This is a genomic window from Microbulbifer maximicatervae (SeqCode) (assembly GCF_052468295.1).
On sequence record NZ_CP174340.1, the window covers coordinates 391,694 to 407,306 of the forward strand.

A 15,613-nucleotide genomic window follows, 5' to 3' on the forward strand; every position below is an offset into this window, starting at 1 on the left:
AGGTTTTTAGCCAGGAAGAGGCGCCCCCGTGTTATGGAATTTGATCTGTTAACCCTCTCTTCGCGGTAACAAAGAGAGAGTTATTTACAGAAAGAGCCGGTTAGTTCGGGATTATTGAGACTGGCTTCACAAATTAATTGGTACGGAGGCTAGGAAATCTCTCCCAGTACATCAACCATCGCCGAAGTTAATTGGCTGAGGTCTTCTTTCGAAATCACATAGGGCGGCATGGCGTAGACCAGCTTGCCGAAGGGGCGCAGCCAAACTCCGCGTTCGATTAGGGCTTCCTGCACTTTGGCCGTATTTACCGGCTCGCGCATTTCCACCACGCCAATCGCTCCAAGGGCTCGAACATCGGCGACACCCGGTGCGGATTTTAATGGGGCTAGCTGTTCGGTCAGCTGCTGCTCGATTGCGGTTACTCGTTCCTGCCAGGGTCCGCTGAGTAGCAGTTGAATACTGGCATCGGCCACGGCACAAGCCAGGGGGTTGCCCATAAAAGTGGGGCCGTGCATAAACACACCGGCTTCCCCTCGGCAAATACCTTCGGCCACTTTATCGGTACAGAGGGTGGCGGCCAGGGTCATGGTGCCGCCGGTGAGGGCTTTGCCCAGTGTGAGGATATCCGGGGTGATATCGGCGTGTTCACAGGCAAATAACTTGCCGCTGCGGCCAAAGCCGGTGGCGATTTCATCGGCGATTAATAGCAGGTCGTGCTCGTCACAGAGTTCACGTACACGGCGCAAATAATCGGCAGAATAAAATCGCATGCCGCCAGCGCCCTGGACGATCGGCTCTAAAATAATCGCGGCCAGTTGATCGCGGTTTGCTTCCACTTGCTGGCGCAGTTCGGCGATATCACTGTCACTACAGGTGTTGCCAAAGGGAACCTGCGGAGCGGGGGCGAACAGATGCTGGCTCAGCTGCCCTGCAAACAGGTGATGCATTCCGGTGATCGGGTCACAGGTGGCCATGGCTCCGAATGTATCGCCGTGGTAACCGTTGCGCAGGGCGAGCAGTTTGCTCTTCTGGGACTTTCCCTGGGAGTGCCAGTATTGAATGGCCATCTTGATGGCCACTTCCACAGACACTGAACCGGAGTCAGCCAGAAATACCCGGTTGAGGCCGGGTGGAGTGATTTCCACTAATTTCTTGCACAGCTCGATTGCGGGCTCGTGAGTTAACCCTCCGAACATCACATGGGACATTTTGTCCATCTGATCGCGCATGGCCTGGTTTAGCTCGGGCACATTGTAGCCGTGCAGGGCACTCCACCAGGAGGACATACCGTCGATCAGGCCGCGCCCGTCTTCCAGGTAAATACGTACCCCTTCGGCCCGCGCTACAGGGTATACCGGCGGCGGGTCGATCAGGGAGGAGTAGGGGTGCCAAATATGTTTGCGATCGAAATCCAGGTCCATAAAAACTAAATCTTTATTTTCAAGAGCCGATAATCATCAGTTAGGCCAGTTCGCGCAGTACTCTGAGCGGGGGCTGGCTGATCGAGCTGTAACAGGCCAGGGTACCGGCGGTGCCAACCAGTACTGCACCGGTGAGTGGCCCGGTTAGCCAAAGGACTGGGTGCAATATCACCGGCAGTTCAAAGACCCAATAAGACAGCACTGCCAAGGTGGCTTCAGCTCCGATAGCCGCGAGCAAACCGGCGGCAAAACCCAGCAGGCCAAATTCCAGTATCAGGCTTCTCAGCAACAAGCGCCTGCGGCCTCCCAGTGTGCGGATAATTGCCGCTTCCTGCAATCGCTCGGCGATACTGGCGCGCACCCCGGCAATTAATACCAGGACCCCGGCAACCAGCATCAGGGCCATAACCGATTCGATAGCAAAGGACACCTGGTTAATGGTGTCGCGGATACGCTGGATGATCTTATCCAGCTCTATCACGCTGACGCTGGGAAAGGCGCGAACCAGGTCGTTGACCAGCAACTTGTCCTCTGGAGGGAGGTAAAAACTGGTGATATAGGTAGCCGGGAAATCATCGATAGTGCCCGGTGCAAATATCATATAGAAGTTGGGGCGCATGCTGTTCCAGTCCAGCGAGCGGAAGCTGGCTACCGGGGCTTCTACTTCCAGTCCGCCGATGGAAAAGCGCAACTGATCTCCCAGTGACAGCTCCAGCTGGGCTGCCAGCTCCACTTCCACTGATACTCCTTCGCTGGCCTTGTCCCACCACTCGCCTTCCAAAATACGGTTGTCCGGCGCCAGGGTGTCGGTGTAGCTCAGGTTTAATTCCCGGCGAACACCACCGGGACGATCTTTTCTCTCTTTAATGGAGACGCCGTTAATTGCCACCAAACGGCCGCGCACCATGGGGTAAAACTCGGTGCTGCTTACCTCGCCCTCTGCCAGCATATTTTCCATGGTTGGAACGTCGTGGGGGGCGATATTCAGAAGGAAGTGGTTGGGGGCTTTTTCCGGCAATTGCATCCGCCATTCATCCACCAGGGCGGTGCGAGCAAACACCATGGCCAGCATGGCCAATAATCCGGTGCCAAAAGCGGCAATCAGGAGGGTGTTGAACGCGGCGCGGCGTTGCAGGCTGCCCAGGGCAATACGCCAGGCGCCGCCCAGGGAAGCCAGCTTGCCGCGCACCAGGAGTCGGTTAACCAGGGCGCTGCCCGCTACCAACAGGAGCATGCCGACAAACAGCGCGAGCGTCATGAGCAAGCTGCCGGAAAGCCACCAGATCAGCAGCAGCATGGCGCTGGGGCCGAGAATCAGCCCGAGCCATTCGCGTCTGTCCGGGTTACTCCAGTCGTGTCGCAAGGTTTGCATCGGGTCTGTGCGGGCCAAACGGAAAAGTGGCGGCAGGGCAAAGCCAAGGGCGCAGGCGAGGCCGGTAGCAAGCCCGATCAGCAATGGGCTCCAGCTGGTGGCTGGAGGCTGAACCGGGAAGAACCCTTCCATCAGGTTGACTGCCTGGCTCTGGATAAAGGTGCCCAGTGCCAGCCCGATAGCGGTGGCAATCAGGGTGAGAGCGGCCAGCTGTCCCAGGTAGATGCCGAGAATTTTGTTACGCCCGGCGCCGAGGCTTTTCATTACGGCTACGTAAGCGCCGTGGCGTAGTCCGTAGCGTCTGGCTGCCAGGCCGACGGCGACGCTGGCGAGAAGTACGGCCAGGCTGGCGGCGAGAAACAGGAATGACTCGGCTCTATCCAGAGCAGAGGCAACCCGGGGCTGGCCTTCGCGCAGGTCCAAGATCCGCTGGTGTTCAGTGAGCTGAGGTTTGAGCCAGTCAAAGTAGTCCTTCAGGACTTGGTCATCACCGGCAAACAGGTAGCGGTAGCGCACACGGCTGCCGGGCTGGATTACACCTGAGGCGGGCAGGTCGGCGGTATTGGCTAATACTCGCGCCCCCATATCAAACAGGCTGGTACCCCGGTCGGGTTCCCGCTCCAGTATGGCTGTCACTTTTAACTGGGTGTCGCCGAGGGCGATGGGATCGCCGAGCTGGATTCCCATCAAAGGTAGAAGGCGGGACTCCACCCAGGCTTCTCCCGGGGGAGGTCCATGCGGTGCCACTTCCCCTGGGCCTTCCGGGGATTTGCTGATTTCCAGTTGCCCCACCAATGGATAGCCTTTATCGACGGCTTTGACCGAGACAAACTGGAACTGGTCGTTGGCGGAGATCATGGATGAAAACTGGACTATCTGGCCCTGTTCCAATCCCTTTTTGTCGGCTTCCTCCAGCCATGCGCTATCCACGGGTTTGCTGCTGCGCAGTACCCGTTCTGCGGCCAGGAAGGTGAGGGATTGCTGCTCCATGGCGCGGGTAAGGCGGTCGGTGAAATGGGCGATAGCAGTGACACAGGTAACAGCCAAAACCAGGGCCGAGGCAATTAGCGCCAGCTCGCCACCGCGCCAGTCCCTGAACAGCAGTCTGAGTGGCAGCATCAGGCGGACACCTCCGACAGGTTGTCCCCGTCGATAAGGGGAGCGTAGGTATCTACGGCACCGGCCGACATATGCAGGTGGGAGGCACAGCGCTCTGCCAGTCGCTGTTCGTGAGTCACCAGCACCAGGGTGGTATCAGACTCTTCGTTGAGTTTAAACAGCAGGTCGATAATTTTGGCGCCGTTGCCGGCGTCGAGGCTGCCGGTGGGTTCGTCGGCAAAGAGGATGGCATCTTTGCTGCTAAAGCTGGCAAAGGCCCGGGCAATGGCCACCCGCTGTTGCTCACCGCCGGATAACTGGCGCGGATAGTGGCGCAGTCGCTGTTCCAGGCCCACCCGGGCGAGGAACTCTTCCGCCCGCTTGGCAGCGCCCCGCTCACCGCGCAATTCGCTCGGTAGCATCACATTTTCCAGGGCGGTAAGGCCGGGTAGCAGTTGGAACGTCTGGAATACAAAGCCCACGCAGCGGGCGCGAACTGCTGCGCGCTGCTCTTCGTCCATGGCGGTGATCTCGTCGCCCGCCAGCCAGATCTTGCCCTCGGTGGGTTTGTCCAATCCCGCCAGCAGGCCGAGCAGGGTGGACTTGCCGGAACCTGAGGCCCCTGTCACAGCGAGGCTCTCGCCACGGGCGACTTTCAGGGAGATATTGTTTAATAGGGTCAGTGGCCCTTCGCTGGTGGAGACCCTGTGATAGAGGTTTTCTGCCGTGAGAATGGCGGACATACTGTATTCCCTTTGCGGATACGCGAGATTTTTGGAGAGTATGACATGACAACAGCCTTTTTTCGGCAGTTACTGACTCGGTTCGGCTTGGTGCTGATGCTGTCGGTCCCCAATCTGGCACTGAGTGCCAACAAGCCCGGCACTCTGCTCGTATTAGGGGATAGCATAAGTGCGGCCTACGGTATCGATGAGGAGCTGGGCTGGGTCAATCTGTTGCAAGAGCGCTTGCAGGAGAAGGGGCGCCTGGTGAAGGTGGTCAATGCCAGCATCAGTGGGGAGACCTCCGCAGGCGGCCTGACCCGGCTGCCGCGTTTGATGGAAGAGCACAATCCCCAGTGGCTGATTGTCGAGTTGGGGGGTAACGACGGTTTGCGCGGCTACCCACCCCAGAGTTTGCAGCGCAATTTGCAGCAGATGGTCAAGCTGGCTAAAGATTCCGGGGCCGAAGTCCTGCTGTTGGGGATGCGTATCCCACCGAACTACGGCCGCGCCTATACCGAGGCTTTTGCCGCTGTATTCCCCAAAGTGGCCAAGGCCGAAGAGGTCGCTCTGGTGCCTTTCCTGTTGGAAACCGTGGCCCTGGAGCAGGGCGCTATGCAATCCGACGGTATCCACCCCACCGCCAAGGCGCAGCCGGCCCTGCTGGATCATGTCTGGCCCTGCGTGAAGTCCCTGTTGGGGGAGAAGGCGGCTGGTGAGTCGTGTACTCCGTGATCGAAATGCGTACAATCGCGCCCCCAGGAACAGGAAAGCCTGGCTCTGGTCCCAAAGTTTAAGGTTTTGTGCCGGTACTCTGGGCCCGGTCACTGGTCGCGAATGAGTTAGAGAGACACCATGCCCGAATTGGAAAACCGCCGCGAGCGGCTCGAGTTTAATAAGCTGCAAAAGCGCCTGCGCCGCCATGTGGGCCGCGCCATCGCCGACTTCAACATGATTGAAGAGGGCGACAAGATTATGGTCTGTTTGTCCGGCGGTAAGGATTCCTATGCCATGCTGGACGTTCTGCTGAATTTGCAGAGGACAGCGCCGGTTAACTTTGAACTGGTGGCGGTCAATATGGACCAGAAACAGCCGGGCTTCCCCGAGCATATCCTGCCGGAATACCTGCAATCCCTGGGTGTTCCCCACCATATTGTCGAGAAAGATACCTACTCGGTAGTGAAGGAAGTGGTGCCTGAGGGCAAGACCACCTGCGGGCTCTGCTCCCGTCTGCGCCGTGGCACCCTGTATGGCTTTGCTGAAGAAATTGGCGCCACTAAGGTGGCACTGGGCCATCACAAAGACGATATCGTCGAGACCCTTTTCCTGAATATGTTTTACGGTGGTCGCCTCAAGGCGATGCCGCCCAAACTGCGCGCCGACGATGGCCGCAATATCGTGATCCGTCCGCTCGCCTATTGCCGCGAAGAGGACATCGCCCAGTACGCCGAGTACAAGCAGTTCCCGATTATTCCCTGCAACCTGTGCGGCAGCCAGGAGAACCTTCAGCGCCAGGCGATCAAGCAGATGGTGCGGGAGTGGGATAAGAAATTCCCAGGCCGCAGCGAGAATATTTTCGCCGCGATTACCCGGGTGTCCCCGTCACAATTGGCGGACAGGGACCTCTACGATTTTGAGAGTCTGGAACTGGATCGCTCTACGCCGTCGGCTGTCGAGCGTCCTGACCATTCAATCCAGCGCCAGGTGAATTCTTGGGAGCCTGAGGATGCTCAGGAAGTGGAGCCCCAGTATATCGAGGCGCTGAATCTGTAGGATCTGCACCGCTGACCAGTTGCGCGTAACTGCATTCAAAGTCCCGGGGGCTGGCACTGGGTCCATGGTGAAAATGCTGATGCCAGAGGCGCGCCATATTGGCCACGTCTGAGGTTTCCTCCTCCTGGATCTTGTGGACTTCGGCCGACCGGTAAATCAGCCAGGCAATGGCTGTGGCATAGCGCAGGTTGGTGGTCAGTTCGCTGTGGGGGTGATCGAGAAAATCCCGCTGGCTCGCCAGCCCTCGCACCTTTGAGGCGAGGCTTGGGTGATCGATCAGGTATTGATCCCAGATTTCCCGGTGGGTGTGGGGCTGGATTTGGTAAATACCCAGCCCGTGGCGCCGTCCCTGTTTGAGGTGGAAGCCCAATTGCGACTCCTGGGCGGCGGTTCCCAGAAGGAGGTTCTCCATGCCCTGGCTCCAGGCTCTCAAGTGCTTGAGGGTTGGACGGATAACCTGGAGTCGGAGCTCGTCCAGACAAATGCCCATAGTGTTGTCTTTTTTTCTGTAGTTGTATCCAACATATATGTAGTTTGCTGATTGAGTCGGCGCCACCTTATGGGTAGATTTACGCGCAATAAACATAACAATTTTTAGGTGGTGCTCTTTCCATAGCTCAATGCGCTGAAAAATTGAGCAGGAAAACGCAGACTATTCCCGCGCCAAGTACCACCCCACTTTGATCAGAAGGAATCCCTTATGGCCGCCGAGTGGCTGATCGCCCTTACTTTTGTCGCCTATTTGGCGTTGATTGTTGTTATCGGTATTTACGCCTACATGCGTACGAAAAATGCCAGCGACTATTTCCTCGGTGGCCGTTCCCTGCCGCCGGCTGTGGCGGCCCTGTCTGCCGGAGCCTCGGATATGAGTGGCTGGCTGCTTCTGGGGTTGCCTGGCGCGGCCTATGCGGCGGGGCTCTCTGCCGGTTGGATCGCAATCGGTCTTTTCTCCGGCATCGTTCTGAGCTGGGTGACAATGGGCCGGCGCCTGCGTATCTACACCTATGAGCTGGACGACTCCCTGACAGTGCCAGCTTATCTGGATCGTCGGTTTAAGATGGGGCACCCCTATCTGCGCACCGTCTGCGCGATATTCATTCTGTTATTTTTCCTTTTCTATGTGGCTTCGGGCCTGATTGCCGGCGGCAAATTGTTTGAAACGGTTTTTGGCTGGGATTATCGCTGGGCGGTGATTATCGGTGCGGTTGCCGTTATTTCTTACACCCTGTTTGGCGGGTTTTTGGCGGTGTCCTGGACCGATGTGTTCCAGGGACTGCTGATGAGTGCGGCGCTGATTGCGGTGCCTCTCGTTGTTATTTCTGACCAGGGCGGTTTTTCCGCTAGCTGGACTCGCCTGCAAGCGGAGATGCCACAGCTGACCCACTGGATGACCGATAACACCGGGCAAACCTTAAGCCTGGTGGCGATACTCAGTTCCCTGGCCTGGGGACTGGGGTATTTCGGCCAGCCGCACATCTTGGCGCGATTTATGGCGGTGCGTAGCCCTAACGATATTCCGGTTGCGGCGACAGTAGCGGCGGTTTGGTCCCTGGCCGGCTTCTTGGGTGCCATGGCAGTGGGCCTGTTTGCTCACTTGGAAATCCAGCAGAGCCTGCCGGATGGCGAGACCGTCTTTATGGAGATGGTGCAGGTGCTGTTCCACCCACTAGTTGCCGGTGTTCTTTTGGCGGCGATTCTATCTGCCATTATGAGTACGGCAGATTCCCAGCTGTTGGTGTCTTCGGCTGCACTGGCAGAGGATATTTACCACGTTTGGTTTGGGCGTGAGACCACCCCGGAAGCCATGGTGAAAGTGGGGCGCTGGGCGGTGGTTGCTTTATCACTGGTCGCTGTGTGGATTGCGATGGACCCGAACTCCAAGGTTCTGGGTGAGGTGAGTTACGCCTGGGCTGGTCTGGGCGCTGCCTTTGGCCCGACGTTGTTGATCAGTCTCTACTGGTCCCGTATGACGGGCAGTGGCGCTATTGCCGGTGTTATCGTTGGCGGCCTCACCGTTGTAGTGTGGGAGCAACTCTCCGGTGGCATTTTTGATGTTTATGAGCTGTTGCCGGGTTTTGTTTTCTCTTCAGCTGCTATCGTGTTAGTGAGCGCGCTGACGAAGTGCCCGGAAGCCGTTGCCTCACAGCACCGCAAGTTGCTTGGTTGAGGGGGTAGGGCAGGACTTGAGCCCGAGCGACTCGCTCGGGCCGAGACAGACCAGCCGCGCTAGGGACGCACCTCTGGCAAAGGTGCGACTGTTGTGAAGTGAAATGGATTTCCATCCGCAGCAATTATTCAAATAGCGGTTGGAGATGCTGAGTGATCAAAGTTCATCTCGGTGATATCACTCGATTGCAGGTCGATGTAATCGTCAATGCTGCCAACAGCCGTCTCTTGGGAGGCGGTGGTGTCGATGGGGCCATACACCGTGCAGCGGGGCCCAATCTACTGGAAGCCTGCCGCAGTCTGGGCGGCTGTCCTGTTGGTGAAGTGCGCGCCACTGGCGCTTATTCCATTCCCGTAAAACGTATCTACCACACGGTTGGGCCAGTTTGGCGCGGCGGCAGTTTGGGTGAGCCCGAGTTGCTCTCCAGCTGTTATCGGCATTGCCTGGCATTGGCCCGGCGCGAAAATATGCGCTCGATTGCTTTTCCGGCGATCAGTTGTGGCGTTTACGACTACCCCCCGGAGCTGGCCGTAGAGGTGGCTGTAGAGCAGGTGCAGCAATTTCAGGAGAAGGAGGGGGCGCCGCAGCAGGTTGTATTCTGTTGTTTCGATAAATCGATGGCGGATCTCTATCTATCCCAGTTAGATGCTTACGTTAGGCGCTAAAAGCCACGTTTTGTAGGCCTCGTGGTATTTTCGGCCATTGATTGATATCCATGGGTTGGGGATTATTATTGCTCTGACAATAACAATATAAGAATGAGGAGATTGTCATGCGCAGTGCCCAGCAGTGGTTTTCCGAGTATGGTGAGAGTCATCAGAATCCAATCAACAAATCCATTCATTGGATTGCTGTTCCCGTAATTTATGCAACTGTGGCCGGACTTTTGTGGGCAGTTCCGCAGCCGGAATTTATGGCGACAATTCCCTGGCTGAATTGGGCTGTCGTGGTGACAATCCCGATTCTTCTGTTTTATTTCGCGATGTCGTTTCCCATTGCCCTGGGAATGACGGGATTAACGGTTCTGTGTTTGTGGGCTTGGTCGGTATTGGAGCGGCTGGGGGTGCCTATCTGGCAGACGGCACTGGCCCTATTCGTCATCATGTGGGTGTTCCAATTTATTGGCCACCATATCGAAGGCAAGAAACCCTCTTTCTTTAAGGACTTACAATTCCTGTTGATTGGCCCTGCCTGGGTGATCGGGTTTATTTACCGGAAACTGGGCATTCAATACTGATTGCCGGTTTATGCAGATGAGTGGCTGCGGCCACTCATCGACCTATCCCGCTATCGGTTGTAGTGAACCGGTACTTCCAGTGTCTCTTTAACTTCTTCCATCACCACATAGCTGGTGCACTCCTGCACCTCCGGCAGCGTTAAAAGCGTTTCGCCGTAGAACTTGCGGTAGGCACTCATATCCGCCACCCGGGCTTTAATCAGGTAATCAAAATTCCCCGATACCAGGTAACACTCCTGAACTTCCGGCAGGGCGGCTACGGCGTTGCGAAATTCCTCAAAGGCGTCCTGTGCGGATCGATTCAGTCTGATCTGCACGAAAACCACCAGGGCAGCATCTAGGTATTCCGGATTAATCAAGGCGGTATAACCCTGAATAACATTGTCATTTTCCAGGCGCTTGACCCGTTCGACGCAGGGGGTCGCGGTCAATCCCACCTGTCGGGCCAGCTCGGCATAGCTGGTTCTCCCATTCTTTTGTAGAACACGCAATATGTTCCGGTCGATGGTACTTAGCTCTCCCGCACGTTTGCGCATAACTGCTGACTCCGAATTGGTCGACATGGTCAAAAAATAGACTTGCCGACAGGGTTATTAGTGGATTCCACTAGTTTTATCAAAAATCTACTAAATATCCACTTCTTATCTGTTCTTATACTGGGGAAAACATAGAAATTAGGTACTCCTATTTGATTAAGGCAGTACCGAGCGCACAGAGCGAGGAGAAGGAAAATGTTGATTGGCGTCCCTAAAGAGATTAAGAACCACGAGTATCGTATTGGCCTGACGCCGTCGAGTGTTCGCGAACTGGTTGGCCACGGCCACCAAGTGATCGTACAGAAGGATGGTGGTGCCGCTATTGGTTTCCCCGATGAGATGTACGTTCAAGCCGGCGCCAAGATTATCGATACTCCGGAAGAGATTTTTGCCACTGCCGATATGATCGTCAAGGTAAAAGAGCCCCAGCCCCACGAGTGCGAAATGCTGCGCCCTGGGCAGGTTCTGTACACCTATCTGCACCTGGCTCCAGACCCCAAACAAACTGAGCTGCTGGTGAAATCCGGCGCCACCTGCATCGCTTATGAAACCGTAACTGACCGCTTCGGTGGCCTGCCTCTGCTGGCGCCTATGTCTGAAGTTGCCGGTCGTATGTCTGTACAGTGCGGTGCCCACCACCTGGAAAAAGCCCAGGGTGGTCTCGGCGTACTGCTCGGCGGTGTTCCCGGTGTAGCTCCCGCTAAAGTCCTGATTATCGGTGGTGGTGTTGTTGGTACTAACGCAGCGAAGATGGCCCTGGGTATGGGTGCTGACGTTACTATCCTCGACCGCTCCCTGCCGCGTCTGCGTCAGCTGGACGATATTTTCGGTGGTGCGGTTCGCACTGAGTACTCCACTAACGATGCTATTGAAAAGCACGCACTGGAAGCTGACCTGGTTGTTGGTGCGGTTCTGATTCCTGGCGCGGCAGCCCCCAAACTGCTGACCCGCGACATTATCAGCCGCATGAAGAAAGGCGCAGTTGTAGCTGACGTTGCTATTGACCAGGGCGGTTGTTTCGAGACTTCCAAGGCGACTACTCACCAAGAGCCTACTTACGTAGTTGATGGTGTGGTTCACTACTGTGTTGCCAACATGCCCGGCGGTGTAGCTCGCACCTCTACTATGGCCCTGAACAATGCCACCCTGCCTTACGCGGTAGCCCTGGCAAACAAAGGCGCCAAGCAGGCACTGTTGGACGATTCCAACTTGCTGGAAGGCCTGAATGTTCACGCTGGCATGGTGACCTACCAAGCCGTAGCCGATGTATTGGGTTACGAGTTTGTAGATCCCAAATTGGCTCTGCAAAAACAAGCAGTAGCGGAAGACGCTGTAGCTTAATTGTCCCGGTGGCCGCCTGCGGGCGGCTGCATTGTAAATAAGCGGTAACGCGCTTGTTGTTGGGAAGTTTCCCCCGGAGCGCTCTTTGCGTTCCTCTCTGTGAGACCTGGTGGCATAGCCACTAATTGATAGCCGCGTATTTACGCGGCTTTTTTATGCGCGTTATTTATGTTTTGGAGAAAGCTGGACTTGTTGTTTAGGGAAAAACTGGGGAAGGGGAGGAGGAAAAGAAAAAAGGATGCTGAGGGACTTCCTTGTCGCCTCACGGGGGAGAGGGGTTTAGGGCTAGGGTTAAATAACCCAGATTTCTACCCGGCGATTTTTTATCTTTGAGCTGGAGCTGTTGGAGGCAACCGGCAGATAGGCGCCAAAGCCCTGAACCGGTGCTGTATTAATCTGGTGATCCCTGAGTGCGGAGCGAACGGTAACTGCGCGCAGTTTTGATAAAACGATTGAGCGCCCCTCACTGACCTTTTCATCGCCAAACCCGATCAATAGCAGTTGCTTGTGACTGTTCTCAGGCTTTTGCATAAAGCGGACAAGTCGCTGTATATCCTGTTTTGCCTTGTTATCTAAAGAGGCACTGCCTTCAGAGAAACGGAAGTTAATGCTCAGGCGCTCTGCATTTTCCGTTAATTTCAGGTACTCGCTGGGGCCTTCCCGGTTGGCTTCAGGTTTTACACCGATCGGCGTCTGCGCGACAAACCCAGTGGCCTTTACCTGCTCCTGCCCCTGCTCACTCTGTACAAAGTGCAGGAACTCTTCGGCGGCGGGTTTTAAACCGTAAGCAGCGGTATAGAGAAAAAGGCGGCGGGAGAGGGGGTAGTCTTCAGTTGAAATTGTCAGATGTTCTGGAGCTTGTGGTTGGGTGTTCTGGTCGGATACTGACACTGCCTTGGCCCGTCGAATAGATGCCAAGCCGACAAATCCAATACTATTGGGGTTTGCCGAAACACGGTCCGACAATTGATCATTCGATTCGAAGCGTTTTGCATTGGCAATAAGGGAGTGCTTTTTTCCAAGTACCAAGCTTTTAAACGTATCCCAGGTACCGGACTGATTATCTCTCGCCAATACTTTGATGCGACCTTTCTGCCCGCCCACTTCAGCCCAGTCGGTAATTTTTCCGGAAAATATTGCTGCTATTTGTTGCAGGGTTAATTGGCTGATGGGGTTTTGAGGGTGAACAATAATTGCCAGGCCGTCGATGGCAATAACATGTTCTGCACTTTGGCCGCGCATATCCCCAAAGCGACTCAGGGCTGCGTGCTCAGTATCTTTTATTGGTCGCGAAGCCATGGCGATATTGGCCTGGGAACGTTCAAGGCCTTTAAATCCGGTGCTCGAACCGTGTGCCGCAATATCGACATATATTTTTTTGCCACCGAGATCCCCTTGCACTCGAACCTCATTTTCTTTCCCTAAAGGGATAATCTCCAGATTACTGCCACCACGGGCTTCGAGGTAATCGCTCACCAGGTTGGGCGCCAGCTTTGCGCCGACAGTGTTGGAGCCATGTAAAGTAAAAAGCAGGCCCGATGTGTCGGGAGGGAAGCGGGTTTGGGCTGTGGAAGTTGCAGCAGCCAAGGCCACCCCAAGAAGAAGGAGGGAAAGGGTTTGCTTTAGCCGGCTTAAGAATACGCTCATAGTAATTCGACCGTAAGGTGGTAAAACGAGGGCGCAAAATATGACTTAATTGTGACAAATTGATGAAATATTGATTGCTAAATTACGCAATTGTCTCATCGTGAGAGGTAGGTAACTTTAGCGGGGTTTATTTGAACAATTGAAGTATGGGTGGTTAAGCTTTCGTAAAAGCTTGCTCTATGTTTTAAAACACAATAGATCAAACAGGTGTTTAGAGGCCCCGTGAAAGTGAGTTAGAGCCTCAAAAATTTGAGTAATTTAAAAAGCGGGAAATAACCGGCTAATTAGTACTGGTAGTGCAGTTTCTACCCGTAAAATACGTGGCCCCAGGTGAACGGATTGAAAGCCTGCTTCCTGGAGCTTCTCGACTTCATAGCTGATAAAGCCGCCTTCAGGGCCAATGGCTAAAGTGGTCGGTTGCTTTATGTCCACAGGGCAAGCCGTTCCCCCTACTGGATGAGCCACCAGTTTACGAGAGTCACTGGAGAGGGAAGGGAGTTCGTCTTCGACAAACGGTTTGAAGCGTTTGCGCAACAGAATTTCCGGCATTTGCGTATCGACAGCCTGCTCTAGTCCGAGCAGGCATTGCTCAAAGAGTTTGTCTTCCTGCAACCAGGGAGTTTGCCAGTAAGACTTTTCGACCCGGTAACTATTAATTAAAACCAGTTTTTTGACCCCGAGCGCAGTCAGGTGCTGGATAACCCGCTTGAGCATTTTGGGGCGAGGCAGGGCCAAAATAAGTGTGAGAGGTAATGGCTGGGGCGGATCAATTGCGAATGCCACTTCAAGTTCAACGCACTTCTTGTCGAGCGTAACAATCTCGCCACTACCTATTTGCCCGTCGAGCATTCCGACACGAAGTTGTTGTCCCGGTGCTGCTCTGTGAACCTTGGTGATATGCTCCAGCTGGCGTCCACTAAGGCGGACGCGATTGGGACTAATAAAGTCGTGCTTTTGTAAAACAATCAGGTTCAAAGTCGGGCGCCTTGGTACTTCAATTTATAATGGTGTCGATGCTATGGGGCTGGATTAGCTGGTTTGAGCTGAAGCAATCGCGCCTTTGCCAATACCTTCGTAGGCTCTTACGGTAATCGCTTTCCCCGGTTCTCTTGCCGCCAGGGTGTTGGCGATATATTGGGCCAACTGCTCCACCGTGGTATCACAGTCAAGAATTTCACAAACTTTGGCAGGGATGGACAGGGTGAAGTTTCCCTGTTGCGCACTGTAAGCAAAGTTATGGATTTCCTCACCGCGATCATCGGCAGTTGTTGAAACCAGATCCTCGCGAGTGCCCAGGTAGATATCTTCCCAGCGCTCAGCCCAGTACTTTTCCAGCTCTGTATCGCGTTGGCCACCCGTCATGACCTGAATGCGTGAACGGTGTCCATGGGCGATACGTTGGCAGTTACCAAGGTGTTTTTTCAGGCCATGGCTGTAGTGGTAGAAGGCATCTTCAATCACTTCACAGTGGAAGCTGAGCTTGAGCTTCTCCACGCTGTCGGGGAAGTGGCTGGCCAGCTGCTGGACACACCAGACGGCGACGCTCTCAGGGGTAATTACCTCGGCGTCCACTAAGGCAAAAGCTTGTTCCGGACCTGAGACTTTAATAGATGCCCCGTTTTCCAATAGCCAGGTCAGGTTAACCTGGTCTCCATTGTGCTCCAGGGTCAGTTGGGGTGAGCGGGTTGGTACCAGGAGGCGGTGGTCGACTTGATCATCCAGCCAATGCCTCAGGGTCTTTTTCACTATGCCAAAGTCGCAAACCATCCCCTGTTCATCCAAGGCGCCATCGAGGGCTGCGTTTGCCAGCCAGGTCTCGCCTACGATGCCTCGTTTTGAGTCGAGGTAGCTGAAGTCAACGTTGGTTAAATTATCGACAAACAAGTGCATGAGTAACTCTTTGCAGGGGGTGAGATAGTAGTCGTTTATTATAACCTGTTAATAGGGCTGGATCTTATTCGTTTATGCCTCTATAATCGCGCCCTCTTCGGATGCACTGACACCGAAGATCGTTGTGGCGGCCCTCCCGGTCCCCTCGCAATGAGCAGCTGTGAACTCCGCCAGGCCCGGAAGGGAGCAACGGTAGCAGTGGTATCATGTGCCGAGGGTGTTGCTGGTTGGGCTGCCTCCAATCTCTCCCTTCTTTGTTTCAAAAATCATTCCCTGAAAAATTTCCGTTGAGAGTGTTTTGCTCGACCGTGTCCTGGGTTTTTACTCTTTTCCTCACCAAATTTTTTCCCGCAAAGACGATATAAAAGGGGATTTTGTGTCGATCTGGCTCGATCTTCGGCCTTGCCGT

At 54.9% G+C, this 15,613-nt stretch carries 14 protein-coding genes and 1 other RNA gene; 7 read left to right on the top strand and 8 right to left on the bottom strand.

Annotated elements, in window-relative coordinates:
* Positions 1-149: 149 nt before the first annotated feature.
* Genes bioA through ACJJIQ_RS02160 form a run of 3 tightly spaced genes read right to left on the bottom strand, consistent with a single transcriptional unit; the run spans position 150 to position 4,634 of the window.
* Positions 150-1,421, bottom strand: coding sequence for an adenosylmethionine--8-amino-7-oxononanoate transaminase (gene bioA / locus ACJJIQ_RS02150; protein ID WP_445363562.1), 1,272 nt, complete (start codon positions 1,419-1,421; stop codon positions 150-152).
* A 40-nt stretch (positions 1,422-1,461) separates the two neighbouring features.
* Positions 1,462-3,912, bottom strand: coding sequence for an ABC transporter permease (locus ACJJIQ_RS02155; protein WP_445363563.1), 2,451 nt, complete (start codon positions 3,910-3,912; stop codon positions 1,462-1,464).
* On the bottom strand, positions 3,912-4,634 hold the full coding sequence (locus tag ACJJIQ_RS02160; protein ID WP_444894675.1) for an ABC transporter ATP-binding protein: 723 nt from the start codon (positions 4,632-4,634) through the stop codon (positions 3,912-3,914). The genes ACJJIQ_RS02155 and ACJJIQ_RS02160 overlap by 1 nt, the downstream gene beginning before the upstream one ends.
* A gap of 45 nt (positions 4,635-4,679) precedes the next feature.
* Between ACJJIQ_RS02160 and ACJJIQ_RS02165 the strand changes: the two genes are divergently transcribed.
* Both ACJJIQ_RS02165 and ttcA read left to right on the top strand, forming a co-directional pair.
* Positions 4,680-5,348, top strand: coding sequence for an arylesterase (locus ACJJIQ_RS02165; RefSeq protein ID WP_445363564.1), 669 nt, complete (start codon positions 4,680-4,682; stop codon positions 5,346-5,348).
* A gap of 120 nt (positions 5,349-5,468) precedes the next feature.
* Positions 5,469-6,386: a tRNA 2-thiocytidine(32) synthetase TtcA gene (gene ttcA, locus ACJJIQ_RS02170; protein WP_444912358.1), complete on the top strand. Its 918-nt coding sequence runs from the start codon at positions 5,469-5,471 to the stop codon at positions 6,384-6,386.
* On the opposite strand, the gene ACJJIQ_RS02175 is transcribed toward ttcA, so the two are convergent.
* A complete protein-coding gene (locus tag ACJJIQ_RS02175; RefSeq protein WP_444935259.1) occupies positions 6,271-6,972 on the bottom strand; it encodes a hypothetical protein in 702 nt (233 codons plus the stop codon). The two genes, ttcA and ACJJIQ_RS02175, sit on opposite strands and share 116 nt — an antisense overlap.
* A 114-nt stretch (positions 6,973-7,086) precedes the next feature.
* Between ACJJIQ_RS02175 and putP the strand changes: the two genes are divergently transcribed.
* The 3 genes from putP to ACJJIQ_RS02190 all read left to right on the top strand — a co-directional run bounded on the left by putP (position 7,087) and on the right by ACJJIQ_RS02190 (position 9,790).
* A complete protein-coding gene (gene putP / locus ACJJIQ_RS02180) occupies positions 7,087-8,553 on the top strand; it encodes a sodium/proline symporter PutP (protein WP_445363565.1) in 1,467 nt (488 codons plus the stop codon).
* 152 nt (positions 8,554-8,705) lie between these two features.
* A complete protein-coding gene (locus tag ACJJIQ_RS02185; protein ID WP_445363566.1) occupies positions 8,706-9,218 on the top strand; it encodes an O-acetyl-ADP-ribose deacetylase in 513 nt (170 codons plus the stop codon).
* A gap of 107 nt (positions 9,219-9,325) precedes the next feature.
* The gene (locus ACJJIQ_RS02190) at positions 9,326-9,790 is read left to right on the top strand and encodes an Mpo1 family 2-hydroxy fatty acid dioxygenase (RefSeq protein ID WP_108732210.1); all 465 of its coding nucleotides are present in this window, start codon (positions 9,326-9,328) and stop codon (positions 9,788-9,790) included.
* Between the two features lie 50 nt (positions 9,791-9,840).
* Here ACJJIQ_RS02190 and ACJJIQ_RS02195 read toward each other — a convergent pair whose 3' ends face one another.
* The gene (locus ACJJIQ_RS02195; RefSeq protein ID WP_108732211.1) at positions 9,841-10,326 is read right to left on the bottom strand and encodes an Lrp/AsnC ligand binding domain-containing protein; all 486 of its coding nucleotides are present in this window, start codon (positions 10,324-10,326) and stop codon (positions 9,841-9,843) included.
* A 195-nt stretch (positions 10,327-10,521) separates the two neighbouring features.
* Between ACJJIQ_RS02195 and ald the strand changes: the two genes are divergently transcribed.
* Positions 10,522-11,667, top strand: coding sequence for an alanine dehydrogenase (gene ald, locus ACJJIQ_RS02200; RefSeq protein WP_444935261.1), 1,146 nt, complete (start codon positions 10,522-10,524; stop codon positions 11,665-11,667).
* Positions 11,668-11,958: 291 nt separating this feature from the next.
* Here the strand turns inward: ald and ACJJIQ_RS02205 are convergent, their stop codons facing one another.
* The 3 genes from ACJJIQ_RS02205 to ACJJIQ_RS02215 all read right to left on the bottom strand — a co-directional run bounded on the left by ACJJIQ_RS02205 (position 11,959) and on the right by ACJJIQ_RS02215 (position 15,204).
* Complete coding sequence (locus tag ACJJIQ_RS02205; RefSeq protein WP_445364856.1) at positions 11,959-13,260, bottom strand: substrate-binding domain-containing protein; 1,302 nt, start codon at positions 13,258-13,260, stop codon at positions 11,959-11,961.
* A gap of 312 nt (positions 13,261-13,572) precedes the next feature.
* Positions 13,573-14,289: a 16S rRNA (uracil(1498)-N(3))-methyltransferase gene (locus ACJJIQ_RS02210; RefSeq protein ID WP_445363567.1), complete on the bottom strand. Its 717-nt coding sequence runs from the start codon at positions 14,287-14,289 to the stop codon at positions 13,573-13,575.
* 54 nt (positions 14,290-14,343) lie between these two features.
* Positions 14,344-15,204, bottom strand: coding sequence for a 6-carboxytetrahydropterin synthase (locus ACJJIQ_RS02215; RefSeq protein ID WP_445363568.1), 861 nt, complete (start codon positions 15,202-15,204; stop codon positions 14,344-14,346).
* Between the two features lie 134 nt (positions 15,205-15,338).
* On the opposite strand from ACJJIQ_RS02215, the gene ffs reads away from it, so the two are divergent.
* Positions 15,339-15,436: signal recognition particle sRNA small type (ffs, locus tag ACJJIQ_RS02220), an RNA gene on the top strand.
* Positions 15,437-15,613: the final 177 nt, after the last annotated feature.